Here is a 21,969-nt window from a genome sequence, read left to right as displayed (position 1 = left end):
AGTTCATGCGGAGTCATTCCGTATACAGTAATTTTATAAGATATTATTTCAATATCCTCTAATTCAATATTTATATGATGGTTAACGCCATCCTAAGCAACAGCCTTAGTTTCATAAATATTGTCAGTGTTTTTTTTGTGGAGAGAATTTTATGTGTGGCATTGTTGGTATTGTCGGTAAAACCCCTGTTAGTCAGCATATATATGACGGACTAACTGTACTTCAGCATCGTGGTCAAGATGCCGCAGGAATTGTAACAATTCATAATAATATGTTCAGGCTGAGAAAAGGCAATGGCTTGGTGAAAGATGTTTTTCATACCCGTCATATGCTTCGTTTGCAGGGTAACATTGGTATTGGCCATATTCGCTATCCAACAGCCGGCACTTCTAGCTCTTCAGAAGCACAACCTTTTTATGCAAACTCGCCATTTGGATTATCATTAGCGCATAATGGTAATTTAACTAATGCTGAAGAATTAAGAACATGGTTATTTAACGAAGCACGTCGTCATGTTAATACCACCTCAGATTCTGAGGTTTTACTAAATATTTTGGCGCATGAATTACAGCAAAGTAAAAATATTACGCTTACCCCTGATGATATTTTTACAGCAGTAGCAAAAGTACATAAACGTGTTCGTGGTGCCTATGCGACTGTAGCGCTAATTGTTGGTCACGGTATGATTGCTTTTCGTGATCCGAATGGTATCCGTCCTTTAGTTTTTGGTAAGCGTGAGACTGAATTAGGCGTTGAATATATGGTTGCCTCTGAATCAGTAGCGCTAGATGCATGTTCTTTTGATTTTGTACGAGATGTTGCTCCAGGAGAGACAATATTTTTCTCTGAAAGTGGCCAAATTCACAGTCAGCAATGTGCTGAAAATCCTATTTATAGCCCATGTATTTTTGAGTTTGTTTATTTCGCTCGACCTGATTCAACGATGGACAAAATGTCTGTTTATGCATCTCGTGTAGAAATGGGAACTAAATTAGGTGAGAAAATTGCTATAGAATGGCAAGATGTTGATATTGATGTGGTTATTCCAATTCCAGAAACATCCTGCGATATCGCGTTACAAATAGCGCATCATCTCGACTTACCTTACCGTCAAGGTTTTGTTAAAAACCGTTATATTGGCCGTACTTTTATTATGCCTGGTCAAGAGCAACGTAAGAAGTCAGTACGTCAAAAGCTTAATGCTATTACCACTGAGTTTAAGGGTAAAAATGTTTTACTTGTAGATGATTCAATTGTTCGCGGAACAACCTCTGAACAAATAATTAATATGGCACGTTCTGCTGGTGCTAATAAAGTGTATTTTGCTTCAGCTGCACCAGAAGTAAGATTTCCTAATGTTTATGGTATTGATATGCCAAGTGCTAATGAATTAATTGCACATGGTCGTGAATTAGATGATATTTGTGATTTAATTGGCGCAGATAAGTTAATCTATCAATCTATTGGTGATTTAATCGCTGCCGTTGGTAGCGGTAATCCTGAAATAAAAAGATTTGATACTTCGGTGTTTGATGGTAACTACGTAACCAATGATATTAATCAGGAATACTTAGAAAGGTTAGATGCGTTACGTAACAATACTAGCAAAGAAGAATCAGATAAAGATGCTGATTCTATTATTGATATGTATAACGAAGGTGCAGAGTAAATAATTAAGTAAAACTTAGTTTTTCCCTGGTTACTTTAAATATACACTGCAAAAAAAAGCCTTATTTCTATTTGAGAAATAAGGCTTTTTAATTTATAAGTTATTCATTAAGTAACTTTATTATTTAGGCTAACTAAGAAACAAATTCAGGGCCAAATCCCATAGTCCACATCATTGCGGTAAATGCCATTAAGGTAACTAATAAAACTAAACCAGCTGTTACTACCGAGCTTGAGTAGATAAAACCTTTCTCCTCTGGGATATTCATCATAATAGGAACACCTGAATATAAAAGGTAGATAGAATAAGCAACTGCAGCAATACCTGCTAAGGCAACAAACCATAACACTGGGAATAACGCCGTAATACCGACCATGAGTAAGGGTGTTGCAGTGTAGGCTGCCAGTTCAAGAGCTTGTACAAAATCAGGTTTGGAGTCAAAAGTTTTCGCCATCCATTGGATTAGGTAAGCTAAAGCGAACACACCAAAAACTAAGCCGAAGTACATGCTAACAGCCATTATTTGAGCGCTTGCAATACTTATTTTTATCGGATCACCTACGCCAATAGTCCAACCAATATAAGCAGCAGCATAGTAGCAACATATTGCTGGGATCAGCGCTATTGTCAATATGTGCATCAAGCTATAACTTAAGCTTTCATGACGCTTTTCAATAACATGCCATTCTTCTTTAGGATGGGCATACAGCCCCCAGATGTGGTTTAGTATCATAATCAATCCTCTCGCACTTAAGTATTCGACCAGTACTTTGTAGATAAAATACACAATTCTAAGTATTTTAAGCTATTAGCACTATTATTATTACTCCCTTATTTATGAAAGATATAAGGTGAACAGTCAAGTTTTGATTGAAAAATAAACAATAAAGCTCTATGTAATGTGTTTTTAATAATTTTATGCGATAAGGAGGGGGACTTTGGGGATATGCTAACTAACTTTGATTCGTACTACAGACATCACCTCAATACTAAAACCAGCAACAGTTTCAGTTTCAGCATAATAAGTAAGGTTCACCCTTTGTCCTTGCAAGCTTTGATAAAGTTTTTTACGTTTATATTTGAAGGGAACGTCGAGGTTATTTAATATCAGTGTATTGATTACCCAGTCATCTTTCTCTCGTTGTACATGAGAAGCAACTTTCATATTTTCACTATGCACCAACTTATCGTGTTTTTTAACAAGTTTTTGACCTGCATTCTTACTTGTAATTTTTTTCTTTATAATTGAGGGCATAAATTTGACCTATGTTAAGTAAAAATCCGATTTTGCTAGTATCTCAAGAAATAGACTTTTAAAATAGCGTCATGAAAATATTTCCTCGAAGCAACCAATCGATTAAAGCTGAGATAAACTGATGACCGAAGCAGAGCAACTCCTAATACCAATATTAAACTTTTTATCGTGCGAAACACCTGATTCCTGGATAGATGAAGCAAAGAAAAAAGAAAATTTACCGATAATTTTACGAGATCATCTTGCCTGTGAGCTTAAAGCAGGGCAAACAGCTATGTACCTCATTCGAAAGTATGCTGTTGATAAAGATAGTACTAATGTATTGCTTGAATGGTTTGAACCTTATGAAGATTTTTTATATCGGAAGAAGGGCGATTTAGCGTTACTTGCCAATAAAAACAACCTTTCCAAAGCTATTTTACCGAAAAGTAGTAATGCTCAGGGAAAGTCGCCATTTAGCCAAAACTTGATTGATAAAATGGTACTTTTAATAAAAGAAGAGTTACATCACTTTTATCAAGTACTAGAGATTATGGTCAAGCGAGATATTCCTTTTGATGGCATCACTGCAGGTCGTTATGCTAAAGGCATGCTAAAACATGTAAAGACGTTTGAACCTGATGCATTGGTTGATAAATTGATTGTTGGTGCTTTTATAGAAGCTCGCTCATGTGAGCGTTTTGCTAAATTGGCTCCTCACTTAGATGATGATTTGAATAAATTTTATATCTCGCTATTGCGCTCAGAAGCGCGTCATTATCAAGATTACTTGACGTTAGCTGAACAAGTAGCGGGGAAAGATATTAATGAGAGGATAGCTTATTTTGCAAAGGTCGAGGCAGAGTTAATATCATCGCCCGATGAGGACTTTAAATTTCACTCTGGGAGCCCTATATAATTTTGGAAAACAATAACATAACGGTTAACTTGTGTTGTCCGTTATATTACTGGTAACAATTAAAAATAAAGTACACAAATAATTAAATTAACGGCTGGTTTAGTAACTCAATAGAGTCTGGTGTGACTTTTAACCATGCACCTTGTTCATACCAATCACCTAAAACTATACGTTCAGCGTCTTCGCCATTGGCTGATACACTATGAATAGCGGGTCGGTGTGTGTGTCCATGAATTAACAATTGGCTTTTATATTTTTCAAGACAGTCGATTACTTCACTTTCAGTAACATCCATAATTTCTTGTGATTTCATTGCCGTTGCAGCTGTACTTTGTTTTCTGTAATTAGCCGCCATTTTTTTACGAATAAATAAAGGTAGGCTTTTTACTGCTGCTTGCCACCACCAAGAACGAGATTTTTTTCTAAATACCTGGTAGTCAATATCACGTGTGCATAAAGTATCACCGTGCATTATGACAACATGTTGACCATAAAGGTCGATAGTATCTATTTCAGGTAGAAGCTTCATGCTTGCTTGTATAGCGAAACGTTTGCCTAAAAGGAAATCTCTATTGCCATGAATATAATAAATTTTTGTCCCTGACTGGCTTAGCGTAGTCAGTGCCTTAGCTATTGTTTTAAGGTAGGGGCTATCATCATCATCGCCAACCCAAGCTTCAAAGAGGTCGCCAAGGATATAGAGCTTTTCAGCTTCTATCGCATCATTTTTCAAAAAACGTAAAAAACAGGCACTGATATCAGGCCTGTTTTCGCTTAGGTGTAAATCAGCAATAAAATAACTTATTGCTGTTCTATTATTGTCAATCATCACTGGCGGCTAAGATTATTCAACAATAGCCGATTCAATTAAGATATCTTCTTTTGGCACGTCACCATGGCCATGCAAATTACCTGTCTCAACTAAAGCCATCTTGTCAACGATGTCCATACCTTCAACAACGTTACCAAAAACACAATATCCCCAGCCTTGCACTGACTCACTAGTGAAATCTAAGAAGTTATTATCAGTTAAATTAATGAAGAATTGAGCAGAGGCAGAATGCGGCTCTTGTGTTCTGGCCATTGCTAAGCTACCTAGTTTATTACTTAAACCATTGTTTGCTTCATTTTTAATGCTAGCGCGTGTTTCTTTTTCTTCTAAACCTGGAGCAAAACCACCACCTTGTGCCATAAAACCTTTAATTACACGATGAAAAACGGTGCCATTGTAATGACCTTCTTCTACATATTGCTGAAAGTTTTTTGCTGTAACAGGGGCGTTTTCGAAGTCTAATTCAATTTTAATATCGCCAAGGTTTGTTTTTAGTATGATCATAATTGTCTCTAGTTTAGTGTTAATAAATAATATGTAAATTAATTGCCATAATTGTACGCTAACTTGCTATAAAGTGCATTAGTATTGATGATCCTTTAGATTTGTTCAGGTACAATCTATAACTTATCCAATAGAAACTACTCAGTAGGAGTCATAAAATATCATGTTGCAAATTTACAACACGCTAAGTCGTCAAAAAGAAACCTTTACACCAATTAATCCAGGTAAAGTAGGCTTATATGTTTGTGGTTGCACAGTTTATGATTTATGCCATATAGGCCACGGTAGAACCTACATTAGTTTTGACAATATTGCCCGTTACTTACGCTTTTCTGGCTACGATGTTAACTATGTACGTAACATCACCGATGTTGAAGATAAAATAATCAATCGTGCTAATGAAAATAATGAAACACCTGAAGCATTAACTGAACGAACAATCTCAGCTATGCATCAAGATTTTGATTCACTTAATATGGCTAGACCTGATTTGGAGCCAAGAGTCACTACGCACATGGATGAGATCATTGCTATGATTAAAACCTTGGTGGCTAAAGAACATGCCTATGTAGCAGGCGATAACGCTAAGACTACAGGGCAGGGCGATGTATTATTTGATGTGTCTAGTTATGCTGACTACGGTAAGCTTAGCGGACAAAACCTAGAACAATTACAATCGGGCTCTCGTGTCGAAATTGATCTGAATAAAAATAATCCGCTTGATTTTGTCTTATGGAAATCGGCTAAACCAGGAGAGCCAAGTTGGTCATCACCTTGGGGAGAAGGTCGTCCAGGATGGCATATTGAATGTTCAGCAATGAATGCTAAAGAACTAGGTCATCATTTTGATATTCACGGTGGAGGATCTGACTTAACCTTCCCTCATCATGAAAATGAAATAGCACAAAGCTGTTGCGCTCTAGATACTCCTTATGTGAATTACTGGATGCACACAGGTATGGTGCAAGTTGACCAAGAGAAAATGTCCAAATCGTTAGGGAATTTTTTCACTATACGTGATGTATTGGCGCAGTACGATGCTGAAACTGTGCGGTTTTTCTTAACCACAGGTCATTATCGTAGTCAGTTAAACTACTCAGTTGATAATTTAACGCAGGCAAGAGCATCGGTAGAACGTATTTATACTTCACTACGAGATGTAAATATACAAAGCGATTATGTGCTGGATCGAGAGTCAAGTTTTGTTAAGCAGTTTTGCCAAGCGATGGATGATGATTTCAATACACCACAAGCATTAGCGGTGTTTTTTGAAATTTCTAAAGAGTTAAATGTTGCCAAGACTGACAATAATAATGTTTTAGCAAGTGATTTAGCTTCAACGTTAGTGACACTGGGCAAGGTTATCGGTTTATTACAGCTTGATCCTGCAGCTTTCTTGCAAGGTGAAAATGACAATGATGAAGTAGCGATAATTGAAGCGCTTATTGTACAACGTAATCAAGCGCGTATTGATAAAAACTGGCCACTTGCGGATGACGCACGTGACAAACTTAATGCCATGAAGATTGTCTTAGAGGATAGCGCAGGTAAAACAACCTGGCGTAAAGCTTAAAGCGTCATTTAAGCGTCTTTAAACAGAGTTATAGGTAATAAAAAGGGTGAGCACTATCGTGTTCACCCTTTTTAATTGCAAAGCTTTAAATTTGATTAGGCTAATAATTATGCAATAATCTATGAATTAGTTGCTTGCTGACAAGCAATGAGTGTATTTTCAATTAGACTTGCTACTGTCATTGGTCCAACACCACCAGGAACGGGGGTGATAAATGAGGCTCTTTCTTTCGCGGTATCAAAATCAACATCGCCAACCAATTTACCATTATCTAGACGATTAATACCTACATCAATGACGATAGCGCCTTCTTTAATCCACTCCCCAGGAATAAAGCCAGGCTTACCAACCGCTACTACAATAATATCCGCATTGCGCACTTTACCTTCTAAATCTTTAGTAAAACGATGCGTAGTTGTTACCGTGCACTTGGCCAGTAATAGTTCTAAACCCATAGGTCGACCGACAATGTTTGAGGCACCAATAACAAGTGCATCTAAACCTTTAGGGTCTATACCTGTTGACTCAATTAGCGTGATAATACCTTTGGGTGTGCAAGGTCTTAAACCCGGCTGTCTTAATACTAATTTTCCAACATTAGATGGATGAAAGCCATCAACATCCTTAAGTGGATTGATATGCTCGATAATTAAATCAGCATTTAAACCTTTTGGTAAAGGCAGTTGCACTAAGATACCGTCGATAGAGTCATCGTTATTTAATTCAGTGACTAGGCTTAGTAATTCTTGCTCAGACGTGGTTATAGGTAAATCATAAGATCGAGATAGAAAACCAACCTCTTCACATGCTTTACGCTTACTACCTACATATACTTGTGATGCAGGATCGCAACCTACGAGGATAACGGCTAAACCAGGTGCTCTTAAGCCCTTACTAATACGTAAGCTAACTTTTTCTTTAACTGTATCTCTAAGTTGTTTGGCAATTACTTTGCCATCGATCAATGATGCTGTCATAACTCTGCTGTTAGCCTTGGATTAAGTAATAAAAAAAACACCGTTATTTTGCCACAAACTACAGCTGTATTGTAGGTTTACTTTACTTAGTATCACCGAGAGATAAGTAACGTTATATAACAGGATACCTTTACATCCGCTCGCCTTGATATTGTATACAATAGTCAGCTTTGATAAGCATCATAGCGAGTTTTTCAAATGAAAGAGTATCGAAGGATAAGTACTTAATACTAATACCGTTAGTGACTTTTTTATGTAAAAATATCGTAAAAGGTGCTGAGCTAGACCATTTTATTGTTGTAATCATTAAGTCGGATATAACACTGTTTAAATCATAGTGCCAAAAACTAAAAAGATTCATAAACGATGCAAAATACATCATGATTGGTAACGGAAAAATATTTTAACTCTATATCGAAAATAAGTAATATGCACAATCCAGTTGAAAGTTATTTTAATGGCTAATCGTTTTATAAATAAAGTTGAAATAATCATCATTGATTAGTCGCTCAAATAAACCACAAAACAATAGCTCGTCGCTGAAGAATACAGCGACTTGTGTTAAAAGTGACCGAACAGTTATTTATTTATAAAAAAGGTTTGACGGAAGGTAAGCAAGTCGGTAATATCCGCATCCGTTGAAACGAGACAGTTTACTGCTTGTTACAACAGCATAAAAACGGTGATTAGCGCAGCTTGGTAGCGCACTTGGTTTGGGTCCAAGGGGTCGCAAGTTCGAATCTTGCATCACCGACCACTTTTAAATAGTGGGATGCCTATGTAGGTAAATGTGCGCCCTTAGCTCAGCTGGATAGAGCAACGCCCTTCTAAGGCGTGGGTCGCAGGTTCGAATCCTGCAGGGCGCACCATACATTAGGTATGGAAATGTTATGGTGGCTATAGCTCAGTTGGTAGAGCCCCGGATTGTGATTCCGGTTGTCGAGGGTTCAAGTCCCTTTAGCCACCCCATCTTTATTTTATTAGTTCCAACTAATAAATTATTGAAAAGTATTTGTCGGTGATTAGCGCAGCTTGGTAGCGCACTTGGTTTGGGTCCAAGGGGTCGCAAGTTCGAATCTTGCATCACCGACCACTTTAATTTTTCAAAAAATATATTAAACCCTATTTAATATACAGTTCTTAATTTCCTATCCAATATCTCTATAAAACATCTGTTATCCCTGTTTCATCCCAACAAACTATCAATATCATTTTATAGCACATACTTTCTCATCTTAAGTTTAGTAAAAGCTATTACCTCTAAAAAAATCATAGCTACAGATAAAATTATGATTTGCTCAAATGTTAGCCATAGCCACTGAATAGTTAATAATTTCTTGATTGGTTAAACTTACACCTTGCAACTTTTTTTTGCCCTCGCTATAATTCGGCGTCATATTTTTGTAACAGGGCATCATTTTGTCACAAATTTGGTAAGTTTTATCAAAGGTGTTGACTATTAATTTGATGCGTATAAAGCGTAATACGCTAAGTTTTTGAGGTATTTAAATGCAAGTTTCAGTTGAGACTACACAAGGTTTGGAACGTCGTCTGACTATTTCTGTTCCAGCCGAAAAAGTAGATGTAGAAGTAAAGAACCGTCTTCGTCAAATCAGTAAAACACAGCGTATTAATGGTTTCCGTCCAGGTAAAGTACCACCGTCAGTAGTTCAGAAACGCTTTGGTAAATCAGTACGTCAAGAAGTTGCTGGTGAAATCATGCAGCGTAACTTTGTTGATGCTATCGTTGCAGAAAAAATCAATCCAGCTGGTCGCCCTTCGTTTGTTGCTAAAAGCAATGAAGATGGTAAAGCATTAGAGTTTGAAGCAACTTTTGAAGTGTACCCTGTAGTTGAATTAAAAGATTTAGACAAAATCGCTATTGAGCGTCCACAAGTAGAAGTGACTGATGCCGATTTAGATGAAATGTTTGTTACGCTACAAAAGCAACATCAAACATGGAAAGAAAACAAACGTAAAACTAAAACAGGCGATAAATTAACACTTGATTTCACTGGTCGTGTTGACGGTGAAGAGTTTGAAGGTGGTAAAGCTGAAGGTTTTGAACTTGAACTAGGCGCTGGTCGTATGATCCCTGGTTTTGAGAAAGAAGTTACTGGCATGAAAGCTGGTGAAGAAGGAACTATCAAGGTAACTTTCCCTGAAGATTACCATGCTGAAAACCTTAAAGGTAAAGACGCTGAGTTTGATATCGTTATTCATAAAACTGAAGGTCCAATTTTACCTGAAATTGATGAAGAGTTTGCAAAACTTTTTGGTATTGAAGAAGGTGGTGTTGAAGCTTTACGTGTTGAAGTAAGTAAAAATATGACGCGTGAATTAACTCAAGCAGTAAAAGCTAAAGTTAAAACACAAGTTATTGATGGTTTGTTAGCTGGACATGAGGTTGGTTTACCAACTGCACTTGTTACACAAGAAGTTGATGTTTTACGTCAACAAGCTATGCAGCGTTTTCAAGGCCAAATGGACCCTAAAAACTTACCACAACTACCTGCTGAAATGTTTACAGAGCAAGCAGAACGTCGTGTTAAAATTGGTTTGCTTTTAGGTGAAGTGATTAAAATAAATGAACTTAAAGTTGATGAAACTAAAGTAAATGAGTTAATTGCTTCTGCAGCTTCTGCTTATGAAGACCCTAAAGAAGTAATCGAATACTATGCTAACAACAAAGAGCTTATGCAGCAGATGCAAAATGTTGCTTTAGAAGAACAAGCTGTTGAACTTTTAGTTGAAAAAGCTACAGTTTCTGATAAAAAAGCTAGTTTCAATGAAATAATGAACCCAGAAGCGAAGTAAAGCTTAATTTTCATTGTTTTTCATTGACAACTAACTAAGCAATCGCTTAAATTTAATGGCTTGTATGGCAACATACAGGCCATTTATATTTATTAAGGGAAGGTATACTCTTGTTTAATTCTCAAATTACATCACAAAGATCATCTCAAGTGTCATCACAAAGCAATGCGTCAGGTATTGAAAGCGCATTAGTTCCTATGGTTGTTGAGCAAACAGCTAAAGGTGAACGTTCATATGATATATATTCAAGACTACTAAAAGAACGTGTAATCTTCCTTTGTGGTCAAGTTGAAGATCATATGGCTAACCTGATCATCGCGCAGTTATTATTCTTAGAATCTGAAAGTCCTGATAAAGATATTTATCTCTATATAAACTCACCGGGTGGCTCAGTCACTGCGGGTATGGCAATATATGACACCATGAAGTTTATCAAGCCTAACATTAGTACGGTTTGTATTGGTCAAGCAGCAAGTATGGGCGCATTTTTACTATCAGGTGGTGAAAAGGGCAAACGTTATTGTTTACCAAATGCTCGAGTAATGATTCATCAACCTCTCGGAGGCTTCCAAGGGCAAGCTTCAGATTTTGAAATTCATGCTAAAGAAATATTATTTATAAAAGATAAACTTAACAATTTAATGGCTGAGCATACTGGCCAAACTTTAGAACAAATTTCTAAAGATACAGACAGAGATAACTTTTTAAGTGCAGATGCAGCGGTTGAATATGGCTTAGTTGACTCCATATTAGAACAACGTAACGATAAATAGGATTTCGGTGTATACTTAACGGTGTAGATTGAGTAATAAATGGATTTATTGGTATTAAATTTTAGAGGTAGGGCATGACCGATATTAAAAGTGGTGGCGATAATGGTAAGTTACTTTACTGCTCATTTTGTGGCAAAAGCCAACATGAAGTACGTAAATTAATTGCTGGCCCATCAGTATTTGTTTGTGATGAATGTGTAGAGTTGTGTAACGACATTATTCGCGAAGAAATTTCTGAAATTTCGCCAAAAGAAAGTAAAGAGGCTTTGCCTTCTCCTATGGAGATTCGTGAAAGTCTAGATGAATACGTTATTGGTCAAGACCATGCTAAAAAAGTATTAGCAGTTGCCGTTTATAATCACTACAAACGATTGCGAAATGGTGATACTCATAATGGTGTTGAGTTGGGTAAAAGTAATATTTTACTTATTGGACCAACGGGTAGTGGTAAAACTCTATTAGCGCAGACCCTTGCACGGTTATTAGATGTACCATTTACTATGGCTGATGCCACAACATTAACTGAAGCTGGTTATGTTGGTGAAGACGTTGAAAACATCATTCAAAAGTTATTACAAAAATGTGATTACGATGTAGAGAAAGCTCAACGTGGTATTGTTTACATCGATGAAATCGATAAGATTTCACGTAAGTCAGATAACCCTTCTATAACCCGTGATGTTTCAGGCGAAGGTGTTCAACAAGCTTTATTAAAGCTTATTGAAGGCACCGTCGCTTCAGTGCCGCCTCAAGGTGGTCGTAAGCACCCACAACAAGAATTTTTACAAGTAGATACTTCTAAAATACTCTTTATATGTGGTGGAGCGTTTGCAGGTTTAGATAAAGTTGTTGAACAGCGTAATCATACGGGAACTGGTATTGGTTTTGGTGCGGAAGTTCGTGGCAAAGACCAAGAGGTATCATTAACTGATCGTTTAGCCGAAGTTGAACCTCAAGATTTAGTTAAATATGGTTTGATTCCTGAGTTTATTGGTCGTTTACCTGTTTTAGCAACTTTACGTGAGCTTGATGAAGATGCCCTTATTCAAATATTGCAAGAACCTAAAAACGCTTTAACTAAGCAGTTTACTGCGCTATTTGATATGGAAAATGTAGAGTTAGAGTTTAGAACTGACGCTTTACATGCCATAGCTCGTAAAGCTATGGACAGAAAAACAGGTGCTCGTGGTTTACGCTCTATTGTTGAAGCTGTTTTGCTTGATACTATGTATGAATTACCATCAATGGAAAATGTTAGTAAAATTGTTGTTGATGAAAATACTATTAAAGGTGAAAGCAAACCGATTGTTATTTATGACAGTAAGCAAGAAAAAGCTGCTTCTGAGTAATTTTATCGTTATGTTATAAAATTTAGAATAAAGTGTAAAAGCCTCAAGTAGTAAGTAATAATAGTTACTTAGTACTTGAGGCTTTTTTGATCTATGGCTAATTTAACAAGTTTTTCTCTTTATTTTTTATCTTTTGTTGAAAGTTAACAGCCGAGCCCCATATAGATTCTATAGCTTTATTTTTTCTATTAATTAAAACAATTCCCAAGAAGAGTAGCCAATGAGTAAAGAATTATCTGGTGTCGTTGAGATCCCCGTTTTAGCCTTAAGAGATGTTGTTGTTTACCCACAAATGGTTATCCCACTTTTTGTCGGTCGTGAAAAGTCAATTCGTTGTCTAGATCTAGCCATGGAAAACGATAAACAGGTCTTTCTTGTTGCGCAAAAAGATGCTGCTATTGATGATCCTCAAGCAGATGACGTATATACCACAGGTACCGTCGCTACGATTTTGCAGATGTTAAAACTTCCCGATGGTACCGTTAAGGTATTAGTAGAAGGTGCACAACGAGCGACGATAAAGAAATTTGTTGAGACCGAAGAATATTTTAGTGCTGAAATTGAATATGTGACTCCTAGCACTGAAGTGAACGAAGATATCGAGGTATTGATTCGTTCCGCTATTTCTCAGTTTGAAGGCTATGTAAAGCTTAATAAAAAAATTCCACCAGAAGTTCTTACTTCGGTATCGGGTATAGACGATGCTGAGCAGCTAGCAGATACCATGGCAGCTCATATGCCTCTTAAGCTAGCTGACAAACAAAAAGTACTAGAAATTCTTGACGTAAATGTTCGTTTAGAGCACTTGATGGCATTAATGGAGGGCGAGATTGACTTACTTCAAGTTGAAAAGAAAATTCGTACTCGTGTTAAAAAACAAATGGAAAAAAGCCAGCGTGATTATTATTTGAATGAGCAAATGAAAGCTATTCAAAAAGAGCTTAATGAAGGAGAAGACACTCCTGATGAGCTTGAGCAAATGGCGAAGCGTATTGAAGAGGCGCAAATGCCTAGTGAGGCTAAGGATAAGACCTTAGGTGAGTTGCAAAAGCTTAAAATGATGTCGCCTATGTCGGCTGAAGCAACGGTAGTGCGCAGTTATATCGAATGTATGATAAATGTGCCTTGGAAAAAGCGTAGTAAATTAAAGCGTAATCTTGCTCTTGCTCAAGAAGTGCTTGACGAAGATCATTACGGCCTAGATAAAGTTAAAGAACGTATTTTAGAATATCTAGCCGTACAACAACGCGTAAGCAAGTTAAAAGGTCCTATTCTGTGTTTAGTAGGTCCTCCAGGTGTTGGTAAGACCTCACTTGGTCAGTCAATTGCTAAGTCAACCGGACGAAAATATGTTCGTATGGCCTTAGGTGGCGTTCGTGATGAAGCTGAAATTCGTGGTCATAGACGTACTTATATTGGTTCTTTACCTGGTAAGTTAATTCAAAAAATATCAAAAGTAGGTGTTAAGAACCCACTTTTCTTATTGGATGAAATTGATAAAATGGCTTCTGACATGCGTGGTGATCCAGCGTCAGCATTACTTGAAGTGCTAGATCCGGAGCAAAATACTACCTTTAATGATCATTACCTAGAAGTGGATTATGACTTATCGGATGTGATGTTTGTTGCAACCTCAAATAGTATGGATATCCCTGGTCCGTTGTTAGATCGTATGGAAGTGATACGACTATCAGGTTATACCGAAGATGAAAAACTTAATATTGCGCGTAAGCACCTTGTTGATAAGCAAATTGAGCGAAATGGCTTAAAAGCTAAAGAAATCGATATTGATGACAGTGCTCTCATGGGTATTATTCGCTATTACACCCGTGAAGCGGGCGTACGTAGTTTAGAGCGTGAAATATCTAAATTATGTCGTAAAGCAGTGAAGTCAATCTTACTTGATAAAAAATTAAAGAAAGTAACCATCAATCAAGAAAACCTAAATGAATTTTTAGGTGTGCAACGCTTTGATTACGGTAAAGCAGATGATAAGAACCGAATTGGCTTGGTAACAGGTTTAGCTTGGACTCAAGTCGGTGGTGAGTTACTGACCATAGAAACAGCCTCTGTTCCAGGTAAAGGTAAGCTGACTTATACCGGTTCACTAGGTGACGTCATGCAAGAATCTATTCAAGCAGCGATGACGGTTGTAAGAAGTCGTACGGAGAAACTTCGCATTAATGAAGATTTTTATGAGAAACGTGATATCCATGTTCATGTTCCTGAAGGAGCAACACCAAAAGATGGACCTAGTGCTGGTGTTGGTATGTGTACCGCACTTGTTTCAAGTCTTACGGGTAATCCGGTAAAAGCAGACGTAGCTATGACTGGTGAGATCACCCTTCGTGGTGAAGTTTTGGCCATAGGTGGTTTAAAAGAAAAGTTACTTGCGGCGCATCGTGGTGGTATAAAAACCGTAATTATACCTCATGAGAATGAACGTGATTTACAAGAAATCCCTGAAAATGTTAAAGCTGAGTTGTCTATTCATCCTGTAAAATGGATAGATGAAGTTCTTGCTCTTGCGCTTGAACACCCTGTAGAACAATGGAAAGCTGAATAATAATTTGCTTAAAGCTTAGCCTTTTTTGATGATTTAGGTCAAAAAAGGTTAAAAAATAGAAAAATTATGCAAATAATAGTAATTATCGCTTTTCAAACGCTGAAACTATGGTAAGTTAACTACGCTTTTATCGCTAGACCCCTTACTCACTCTGTAATATAGATGAATTTGAGGGAGCTAGAGAGCATAATATTTTCTAAACTCAACGCTTGAAGTTATCAATAAAGTTATATTTTTTATTGATAACATATATAAAATGGATAGCGTTGCATAATAACAATTGAAGGGGTATACACTGTGAATAAATCTCAACTAATCGAGAAAATTGCTGCTGGTGCAGACATTTCAAAAGCTGCTGCGGGTCGTGCATTAGATTCATTTATTGGCGCTGTAACTGATGAATTAAAAGATGGCGAGCAAGTAGCTCTTGTTGGTTTTGGTACTTTCTCAGTACGTGACCGTGCTGCACGTACTGGTCGTAACCCACAAACGGGTGCTACCATCCAAATCGCTGCTGCAAAAATTCCATCTTTCAAAGCTGGTAAAGCATTAAAAGACGCATGTAACTAGTCACATATTTCGACTAAGATATACCGCGTATTAAAAACCACCTTTTTAGGTGGTTTTTTACTTTATGACCCATGTAATAATAAATAATCATAATAAATTTGCATTTAATTCATGTTGTGCTTCAAGCAATGCTTATCATCTGCTAAAATCGCGAGCAACTGAATTTAAAGATACTTAAGTCTAGATTTTTAGGCATAAAAAAAGAGAAATTAATGTTAGAAGATATTCGTGAAAAATCGCAGGGATTGACTGCCAAAATTATTCTTGGTTTGATTATCCTAACCTTCGCTGTCGCCGGTGTTGGAAGTTATAGCAACTCAGTTGATACCTCAGTTGCTACGGTTAATGGTGAGGCTATTAGCCAGCAAGCATTTAATAAAGCTTATCAAGCACAGCGTGGCCGTATGGCGCAACAATTTGGAGAAATGTTTGATACATTATCAAATGATGCAAATTATATGGCTAACTTTCGTCAAGGTGTTTTAGATAACCTAATTAATGAAAAATTGATCGATCAAAATAGTGAAGCACTCGCTATTCGTGTGTCTGATCTTCGTTTAAAAGAAACGATCCGCAAGATGCCTGAATTCCAAGTTGACGGTGCTTTTGATAACAATCGCTATTTAGCTATTATCAATCAAGCGGGTTTCTTTCAATCATCTGACTTTCGCGATTACTTACGCGTTGAAATGACTCGTCGTCAGTTAAGCCAAGCATTAGTTGCTACCGAATTTAACTTACCTTACCAAGAGAAGTTACAACTGACGTTACAAAATCAAACACGTGATATTCGATTCGCAACAATTTCTGCACAGCAGTTTAAAGACGATGTAGTGTTAACGGATGAAGAAGTAAATAATTACTATATAGCCAATCAAGCTCGTTTTGAAAATAAAGAACAAGTTAAAGTTAATTATATTAGCTTAAATGTTGCTGATATTGCTAAAGACATTAATGTTACTGATGAAGAGTTATCGAATTATTACCAAGAAAACTTAACCAGTTTTACTGAAACAGCTCAGCGTCGTATTTCTCATATCCTTATTGAATTTATTGATGGTAATGCTGATGATGAAGCGGCGAAGACTAGCGCGCAAGCAGTATTAACTCGACTTGAGCAAGGTGAAGACTTTGCTGTGTTAGCAAAAGAAGTGTCTAACGATACTTTTAGTGGTGAAAACGGTGGTGATTTAGAATGGCTTGAGCCAGGCGTAATGGAAGAAAATTTTGATGAAGCAGCTTTAGCATTAGTTAATGTAGGTGAGATTAGTCCATTAGTTAAAACTAGCTTTGGTTATCATGTACTGAAATTAACCGAGTATAAAGAAGAGGCTGTTCAAGCGTTTGTTGATGTGAAAGCTGAGTTACTTACTAAATTAAGTAATGACCAAGCACAAGACAAATTCTTTACGCTACAGCAAGAAATGGCACGTATCAGTTTTGAATTTCCAGATAGCCTAGAAGATGCAGCGGCAGAAATAAAGGCCACTATACAAACTTCTCCTTGGTTACTACGCAGTGGAAATAGTGCTCCTTTTGATCAAAGTAAAGTGATTGAAGCCGCTTTCTCTGAAATTGTTTTACAAGACAACATGAACTCAGACCTTATTGAAGTGAGTGACAGTGTTGTACTTGTATTACGTCTTAATACTTTCCAAAAAGCTAACATCAAACCTTTAGTGGAAGTAGAAGCACAAATTAAAGATATATTAGTTAATCAAAAAGCTACCGAAAAAGCTCAACAAACGGTTGATTTATTATTGGCTGACTTTAATGCTGGTGTTGATATAACGTCACAGCTAACAGCACTTAATACGAGTTTTGTTAGTAAAGAAAAGGTTGCTCGTTATAGCCCAGAAGTTGATCAAAGCATCAGTCGTGCTGCCTTTGTATTACCACACCCAACTAACGGTGTTGTTTCAGCGTCTACTGTAGCGTTAAGCAATGGTGCTCTTGCTTTAGTTGAAGTTACCGCTGTAGGTGTTAGTGAAACAGCTGCTAACCCTAACTTAGGACAGCAACAGACGTCTCAATTAGCACAATCCGCGTATCAGAGTTTTGTTAACTCTTTAAAAGTAGGTGCTAAAATTACACGTAAAGAAGTTTCTGAGCCAGTAGCCGCTTACTAGAAATTAATTTGCAAGACGAGAAAACTGTCTTAAAGTAAATACTTTATAACTAAAAAAGCCAATAGCATTTAACTGCTATTGGCTTTTTTGTTTTATATTGCTCAATCATATGCGTTGAACTTGAAAATTTATCCTCATTGAATTTTGATCACTAAATTAATACAAATGGCATAATGCAAAAGTATGGGGCAGTTATCTCATGCAAATATGAAAGAGCTAATACCTTAGGTTACTTGGTTACTTGAGCTGGATGTTCTGGCTCATCATTAATTTTTGAGTGACTTTATGTTGAGGGTTACGCATTACTTCAATCGTTTTCCCTGACTCAACCACTTTTCCATGTGACATCACCATTACATCGTCACTGAAGTGGCGAACAATGCCTAGATTGTGAGAAATTAAAATATAAGCTAAGCCCATTTGCTGTTGTAAATCGAGTAACAAGTTAATCATTTGGGAGCGTAATGAAGGGTCTAAAGCTGCTAAGGCTTCATCTAGGATGATAACTTGGGGTTGCAGTATAATAGCCCTAGCGAGCGATATCCTTTGTTTTTGTCCACCAGAGAACATATGAGGATAGAAATTCATATGATCGCCAAGCAAACCTACCTTTTGTAATGTAGTACGAATAAGCTGTTGGCGTTCTTTTTCATTTAACTCGGTATTAAGTATCAAAGGCTCATCGAGTAACTCTTGAATGGTTAAACTAGGATTTAAGGTGGTACCAGAGTCTTGGAATATCATTCTGATATGCTGACACCTCTGTTTAAAGCGTTGATTCTGTAACAGCTGACCATTCAAATATATTTTACCCGTAGTCGGACTCTCTGCACCCACCAGTATTTTTGCTAGTGTTGACTTTCCTGAGCCTGTTTCACCAACAATCGCCAGCGTTTTATTTGCTTCAATGGCAAAAGATAACGGAGATAATGCGGTAAACTTTCGCTTGTGATACCAATGACCTTTAAGTTTAAATGATTTTGTTATTTCCTTAACATCTAATAAAACACTCATCTTAGTTTATTCCTTTTACTGCTTTGTGTTTTACCGAATCTTTTTTACGGTTTCCTCTGATCAAAGGGAAGTGACAGCTAACTTTATGACCATGAAAATTACTGACCTTAGGTGCCGCGACACAAGTTTTTTGTGCTCTAGGACATCGAGGGCCTAATCTACAACCAATGGGTAAATGCTGTAAAAGAGGGATACTACCCGGTAAGGTCATAAGGCGTGATTTAGAAGGTAATTGTAGATTAGCCTTAGTGCTACTATCAACTAAAGCTCGAGTATAAGGATGCATAGGCTTATTAAATATTTGCTCTGTACTTCCTGACTCAACAAATTGGCCACTATACATAACCGTAATAGTGTTTGTCCAATGAGTAAGGTTTTCTAAATCATGGCTTATCAATAAGATAGACATGTTTTTTAATTGATTTAAGTTGGCAAGTAATCTAAATATTTGTCCTTGATTAGTACTTTCCATTGCGGCTGTTGGCTCATCGGCAATTAATAAAATAGGTCTACCCGCGAGAGCTATCGCTATCATCACACGTTGGCAAATAGCTTCTGTGAGTTGATGAGGGTAGCTATTAATACATAGGCTATGTTTCTTAATACCTACCTTGTGAAGTAACTTGATTACCGCTTCTTTACGTTGCTTTTTACGTTGCCAAAAATAACCTGATAACTGAGAAGTATCAATGGCTTCACTTAACTGTTCGCCTATCAAAGTGGTTGGGTCTAAGCAACTCATCGGCTCTTGGAATATCATGGCAATATCACGACATAATAACGCTCTACGCTCATCAATTGTTAGGCGTAATAAGTCGATGCCTCGCCAATGAAATCGGTCAGCATGGACATGCCACTTATCTTCCAAAACACCTATAATTGCTTGTGCTAATAAAGATTTACCTGAGCCTGACTCACCTACTAAACCACGAAATTCGCCTTCTTTTATCGATAAACTGACTTTATCTACCGCCAGTACACGACCGGAGGGAGTATCTAGTTCAATGGATAAGTTTCTAATGTCGAGTAAATTCATAAATTATACTTACACGCTCTTTTAGGCAAATACGTTAATATTAAAGACAGCAATGGTATATTGTTTGTTACGTTCACTCTGGTAAATAATCCCATTAATTTTCCTTACGGAGTTTGAGGGCATGGCGAATACCTTCACCAACCAAATTAGTGGCAACAACAGCAAATAATATCGCTAAACCAGGTAAGTAAACTGTCCAAGGCGCTATATAAAAATGTTCAAGACCATTGGCCAAGATAGCACCCCATTCAGGTAAGGGGATTTGCGCCCCTAATCCTAAGAACCCTAGCGTTGCTATATCTAAGATCGCAGCAGATTGCGCTAGAGTAGCCTGACTCATTAAGCGTTCAACAATATTAGGGAATACTGAATAGTACAAAATCCGGAAGTTACCGGCTCCATCAAGACGCGATGCAAGTACATAGTCTTTTCTAAATTCTTCTTTTACTGCGTATCGGGTTATATGAATAAATTGTGGGATAAATACAATAGCAATTGCCCAAACAGTGTTACTAATACCAGGCCCTAAAATTGCAACAATAATAATAGCGAGTAATAGCGATGGAATAGATAAAATCACATCAAGAAAGTGATTTAAAAAGCTCGATTTAATTCCCCTCGTTAATGCAGATAGGGAACCAATGACTACACCGATAACTAAAGAGAAAATCACCACAATAAAGCTCAAGCCAAAGGTGAGCGAAGTACCATACATTAGCCTAGATAGCATATCTCTACCAAGCTCATCAGTACCTAAAAGGTAACTGACATTACCATCTATATGCCACGCAGGTGGCAGTAATATCATATCTAAATGGCCCTCTACAGGTGAGTAAGGGGAAATTATTGGCGCGAAAATAGCGAGAGTAACAAGAAAAATGAAACAGCAAAAGCCAACCATAGCAACAGGGGTTTTACGGAAAATACCCCATAACTGCATGAAAGGAGAAGGAAATACTTCTTCAAGGTATATTTTTTCACGAGCCATGACTATTACCTCGTGCTAATGGATTGAGAGCGGCATAAATAAAGTCGGTTAAAATATGAATAATAAATATAAAACAAGAAAGTACTAATAAACCGCTTTGTATCGCAGTGTAATCACGCTGAGAAATACTTTCTATAAGCCAGCGACCAATGCCTGGCCAACTAAAAATAACCTCAGTTACCATTGCGAGAGTAACCAAATTGGCAAACTGTAAACCCACGTGACGTATTATTTTGATTAGTGCATTACGAATAGCGTGCCGGAATATTATCTGTTTAAAGTTTAGTCCTTTAGAGCGGGCTGCTCTGATATAGCTGGCGGCTAATACTTCAATCATCGCTGCCCGAGATAAGCGAATAAAAATAGTGGCAGGCGCCAACGCGATAACGCATGCGGGTAAAACTATATGGGCACTCGCATTACTAAATGCTTGCCATTTATAGGGACTGTCGCTGAGTAAAATATCAATAAATTGAATACCAGTAACAAATTCTATTTCAAAGAGTAAGCTAATATTTCCTGCAGATGGCAACCAACCAAGACCTATTGAGAAGAAAAGTATAGCCAACAGGCCCAGCCAAAAAACAGGAATAGAATAGCCAAGCATGGCTAGCGACAAAATAGCATTGTCACTAGCTTTATTGTGATTAATGGCCGCTATAAATCCTAAAGGTATACCAATTAACATAGCGATAAGCAAGGCGACTAAACTGAGCTCTATAGTTGCTGGTAATAGTTCTATTACTTCATTACTTATAGGTGATTGGCTTGCCATTGATTGACCTAAATCACCGTTAAGGATATGTGTTAAGTAAGCTCTATACTGCGTAAATATGCTTTTATCCATTTGGTAAGCTTCATTGAGTTGCGCTAACTCTGTAGCCGTCGCATTAATCTGGCCAGAGTGATTAATGACTGTGTCACCAGGGAATAAAAAACTCAAGCTAAACGATATAAGGGTTAGTACCAACATGGTAAAAAGGAATAAGCTTAGGCGTCTCAAGGTAAAAGTAAGCATA

Annotated in this window: 18 protein-coding genes and 4 tRNA genes; 13 read left to right on the top strand and 9 right to left on the bottom strand. The window is 37.2% G+C overall.

Annotated elements, in window-relative coordinates; all coding sequences use genetic code 11:
• Window positions 1–151: 151 nt before the first annotated feature.
• Window positions 152–1,669 (top strand): amidophosphoribosyltransferase, encoded by a 1,518-nt coding sequence (gene purF / locus CXF71_RS07890; RefSeq protein WP_101232391.1) that lies wholly within the window; start codon window positions 152–154, stop codon window positions 1,667–1,669.
• Between the two features lie 133 nt (window positions 1,670–1,802).
• Here purF and CXF71_RS07885 read toward each other — a convergent pair whose 3' ends face one another.
• Window positions 1,803–2,402, bottom strand: a complete 600-nt coding sequence (locus CXF71_RS07885) for a Yip1 family protein (RefSeq protein ID WP_101232390.1) — start codon at window positions 2,400–2,402, stop codon at window positions 1,803–1,805.
• 216 nt (window positions 2,403–2,618) lie between these two features.
• A complete protein-coding gene (locus tag CXF71_RS07880; protein ID WP_101232389.1) occupies window positions 2,619–2,924 on the bottom strand; it encodes a hypothetical protein in 306 nt (101 codons plus the stop codon).
• A gap of 121 nt (window positions 2,925–3,045) precedes the next feature.
• Here CXF71_RS07880 and miaE point away from each other — a divergent pair, with 121 nt between their 5' ends.
• The gene (miaE, locus tag CXF71_RS07875) at window positions 3,046–3,822 is read left to right on the top strand and encodes a tRNA isopentenyl-2-thiomethyl-A-37 hydroxylase MiaE (protein WP_101232388.1); all 777 of its coding nucleotides are present in this window, start codon (window positions 3,046–3,048) and stop codon (window positions 3,820–3,822) included.
• A gap of 82 nt (window positions 3,823–3,904) precedes the next feature.
• Here miaE and CXF71_RS07870 read toward each other — a convergent pair whose 3' ends face one another.
• Both CXF71_RS07870 and CXF71_RS07865 read right to left on the bottom strand, forming a co-directional pair.
• Window positions 3,905–4,651: a UDP-2,3-diacylglucosamine diphosphatase gene (locus CXF71_RS07870; RefSeq protein ID WP_101232387.1), complete on the bottom strand. Its 747-nt coding sequence runs from the start codon at window positions 4,649–4,651 to the stop codon at window positions 3,905–3,907.
• 15 nt (window positions 4,652–4,666) lie between these two features.
• A complete protein-coding gene (locus CXF71_RS07865) occupies window positions 4,667–5,158 on the bottom strand; it encodes a peptidylprolyl isomerase (RefSeq protein WP_101232386.1) in 492 nt (163 codons plus the stop codon).
• 163 nt (window positions 5,159–5,321) lie between these two features.
• Here CXF71_RS07865 and cysS point away from each other — a divergent pair, with 163 nt between their 5' ends.
• A complete protein-coding gene (cysS, locus tag CXF71_RS07860; RefSeq protein WP_101232385.1) occupies window positions 5,322–6,731 on the top strand; it encodes a cysteine--tRNA ligase in 1,410 nt (469 codons plus the stop codon).
• Window positions 6,732–6,850: 119 nt separating this feature from the next.
• Here cysS and folD read toward each other — a convergent pair whose 3' ends face one another.
• Entirely contained in the window at window positions 6,851–7,708 is an 858-nt protein-coding gene (gene folD, locus CXF71_RS07855; protein ID WP_101232384.1) for a bifunctional methylenetetrahydrofolate dehydrogenase/methenyltetrahydrofolate cyclohydrolase FolD, read from the bottom strand.
• 680 nt (window positions 7,709–8,388) lie between these two features.
• Between folD and CXF71_RS07845 the strand changes: the two genes are divergently transcribed.
• From CXF71_RS07845 to CXF71_RS07800, 10 genes are all read left to right on the top strand, one after another.
• Window positions 8,389–8,465 (top strand) — tRNA-Pro (locus CXF71_RS07845).
• A gap of 35 nt (window positions 8,466–8,500) precedes the next feature.
• Window positions 8,501–8,577, top strand: a tRNA-Arg gene (locus CXF71_RS07840).
• 24 nt (window positions 8,578–8,601) lie between these two features.
• Window positions 8,602–8,677 (top strand) — tRNA-His (locus CXF71_RS07835).
• 47 nt (window positions 8,678–8,724) lie between these two features.
• Window positions 8,725–8,801: transfer RNA gene (locus CXF71_RS07830), tRNA-Pro, on the top strand.
• A gap of 416 nt (window positions 8,802–9,217) precedes the next feature.
• Entirely contained in the window at window positions 9,218–10,525 is a 1,308-nt protein-coding gene (tig, locus tag CXF71_RS07825) for a trigger factor (protein ID WP_101232382.1), read from the top strand.
• 149 nt (window positions 10,526–10,674) lie between these two features.
• Entirely contained in the window at window positions 10,675–11,298 is a 624-nt protein-coding gene (clpP, locus tag CXF71_RS07820; RefSeq protein ID WP_269800802.1) for an ATP-dependent Clp endopeptidase proteolytic subunit ClpP, read from the top strand.
• 74 nt (window positions 11,299–11,372) lie between these two features.
• Complete coding sequence (gene clpX, locus CXF71_RS07815) at window positions 11,373–12,647, top strand: ATP-dependent protease ATP-binding subunit ClpX (RefSeq protein WP_101232380.1); 1,275 nt, start codon at window positions 11,373–11,375, stop codon at window positions 12,645–12,647.
• A gap of 220 nt (window positions 12,648–12,867) precedes the next feature.
• Window positions 12,868–15,213 carry an endopeptidase La gene (gene lon / locus CXF71_RS07810; RefSeq protein ID WP_101232379.1) on the top strand — a complete coding sequence of 782 codons (2,346 nt, stop codon included), beginning with the start codon at window positions 12,868–12,870 and terminating at the stop codon, window positions 15,211–15,213.
• A 297-nt stretch (window positions 15,214–15,510) separates the two neighbouring features.
• On the top strand, window positions 15,511–15,783 hold the full coding sequence (gene hupB / locus CXF71_RS07805) for a nucleoid-associated protein HU-beta (RefSeq protein ID WP_011044534.1): 273 nt from the start codon (window positions 15,511–15,513) through the stop codon (window positions 15,781–15,783).
• Between the two features lie 212 nt (window positions 15,784–15,995).
• Window positions 15,996–17,912 (top strand): SurA N-terminal domain-containing protein, encoded by a 1,917-nt coding sequence (locus CXF71_RS07800; RefSeq protein WP_101232378.1) that lies wholly within the window; start codon window positions 15,996–15,998, stop codon window positions 17,910–17,912.
• Window positions 17,913–18,149: 237 nt separating this feature from the next.
• Here the strand turns inward: CXF71_RS07800 and CXF71_RS07795 are convergent, their stop codons facing one another.
• The 4 genes from CXF71_RS07795 to CXF71_RS07780 all read right to left on the bottom strand — a co-directional run bounded on the left by CXF71_RS07795 (window position 18,150) and on the right by CXF71_RS07780 (window position 21,968).
• Window positions 18,150–18,926 carry a peptide ABC transporter ATP-binding protein gene (locus CXF71_RS07795; protein WP_101232377.1) on the bottom strand — a complete coding sequence of 259 codons (777 nt, stop codon included), beginning with the start codon at window positions 18,924–18,926 and terminating at the stop codon, window positions 18,150–18,152.
• A gap of 1 nt (window position 18,927) precedes the next feature.
• Window positions 18,928–19,962, bottom strand: a complete 1,035-nt coding sequence (locus CXF71_RS07790; protein WP_101232376.1) for a peptide ABC transporter ATP-binding protein — start codon at window positions 19,960–19,962, stop codon at window positions 18,928–18,930.
• A gap of 94 nt (window positions 19,963–20,056) precedes the next feature.
• A complete protein-coding gene (locus tag CXF71_RS07785; protein ID WP_101232375.1) occupies window positions 20,057–20,950 on the bottom strand; it encodes an ABC transporter permease subunit in 894 nt (297 codons plus the stop codon).
• On the bottom strand, window positions 20,940–21,968 hold the full coding sequence (locus tag CXF71_RS07780) for an ABC transporter permease (protein ID WP_101232374.1): 1,029 nt from the start codon (window positions 21,966–21,968) through the stop codon (window positions 20,940–20,942). The genes CXF71_RS07785 and CXF71_RS07780 overlap by 11 nt, the downstream gene beginning before the upstream one ends.
• Window position 21,969: the final 1 nt, after the last annotated feature.

This window comes from Colwellia sp. 12G3 (genome assembly GCF_002836775.1).
GTDB lineage: Bacteria > Pseudomonadota > Gammaproteobacteria > Enterobacterales > Alteromonadaceae > Colwellia.
Note: the sequence above shows the minus strand (reverse complement) of the source record. Positions and strands in the feature narration are given on the sequence as shown.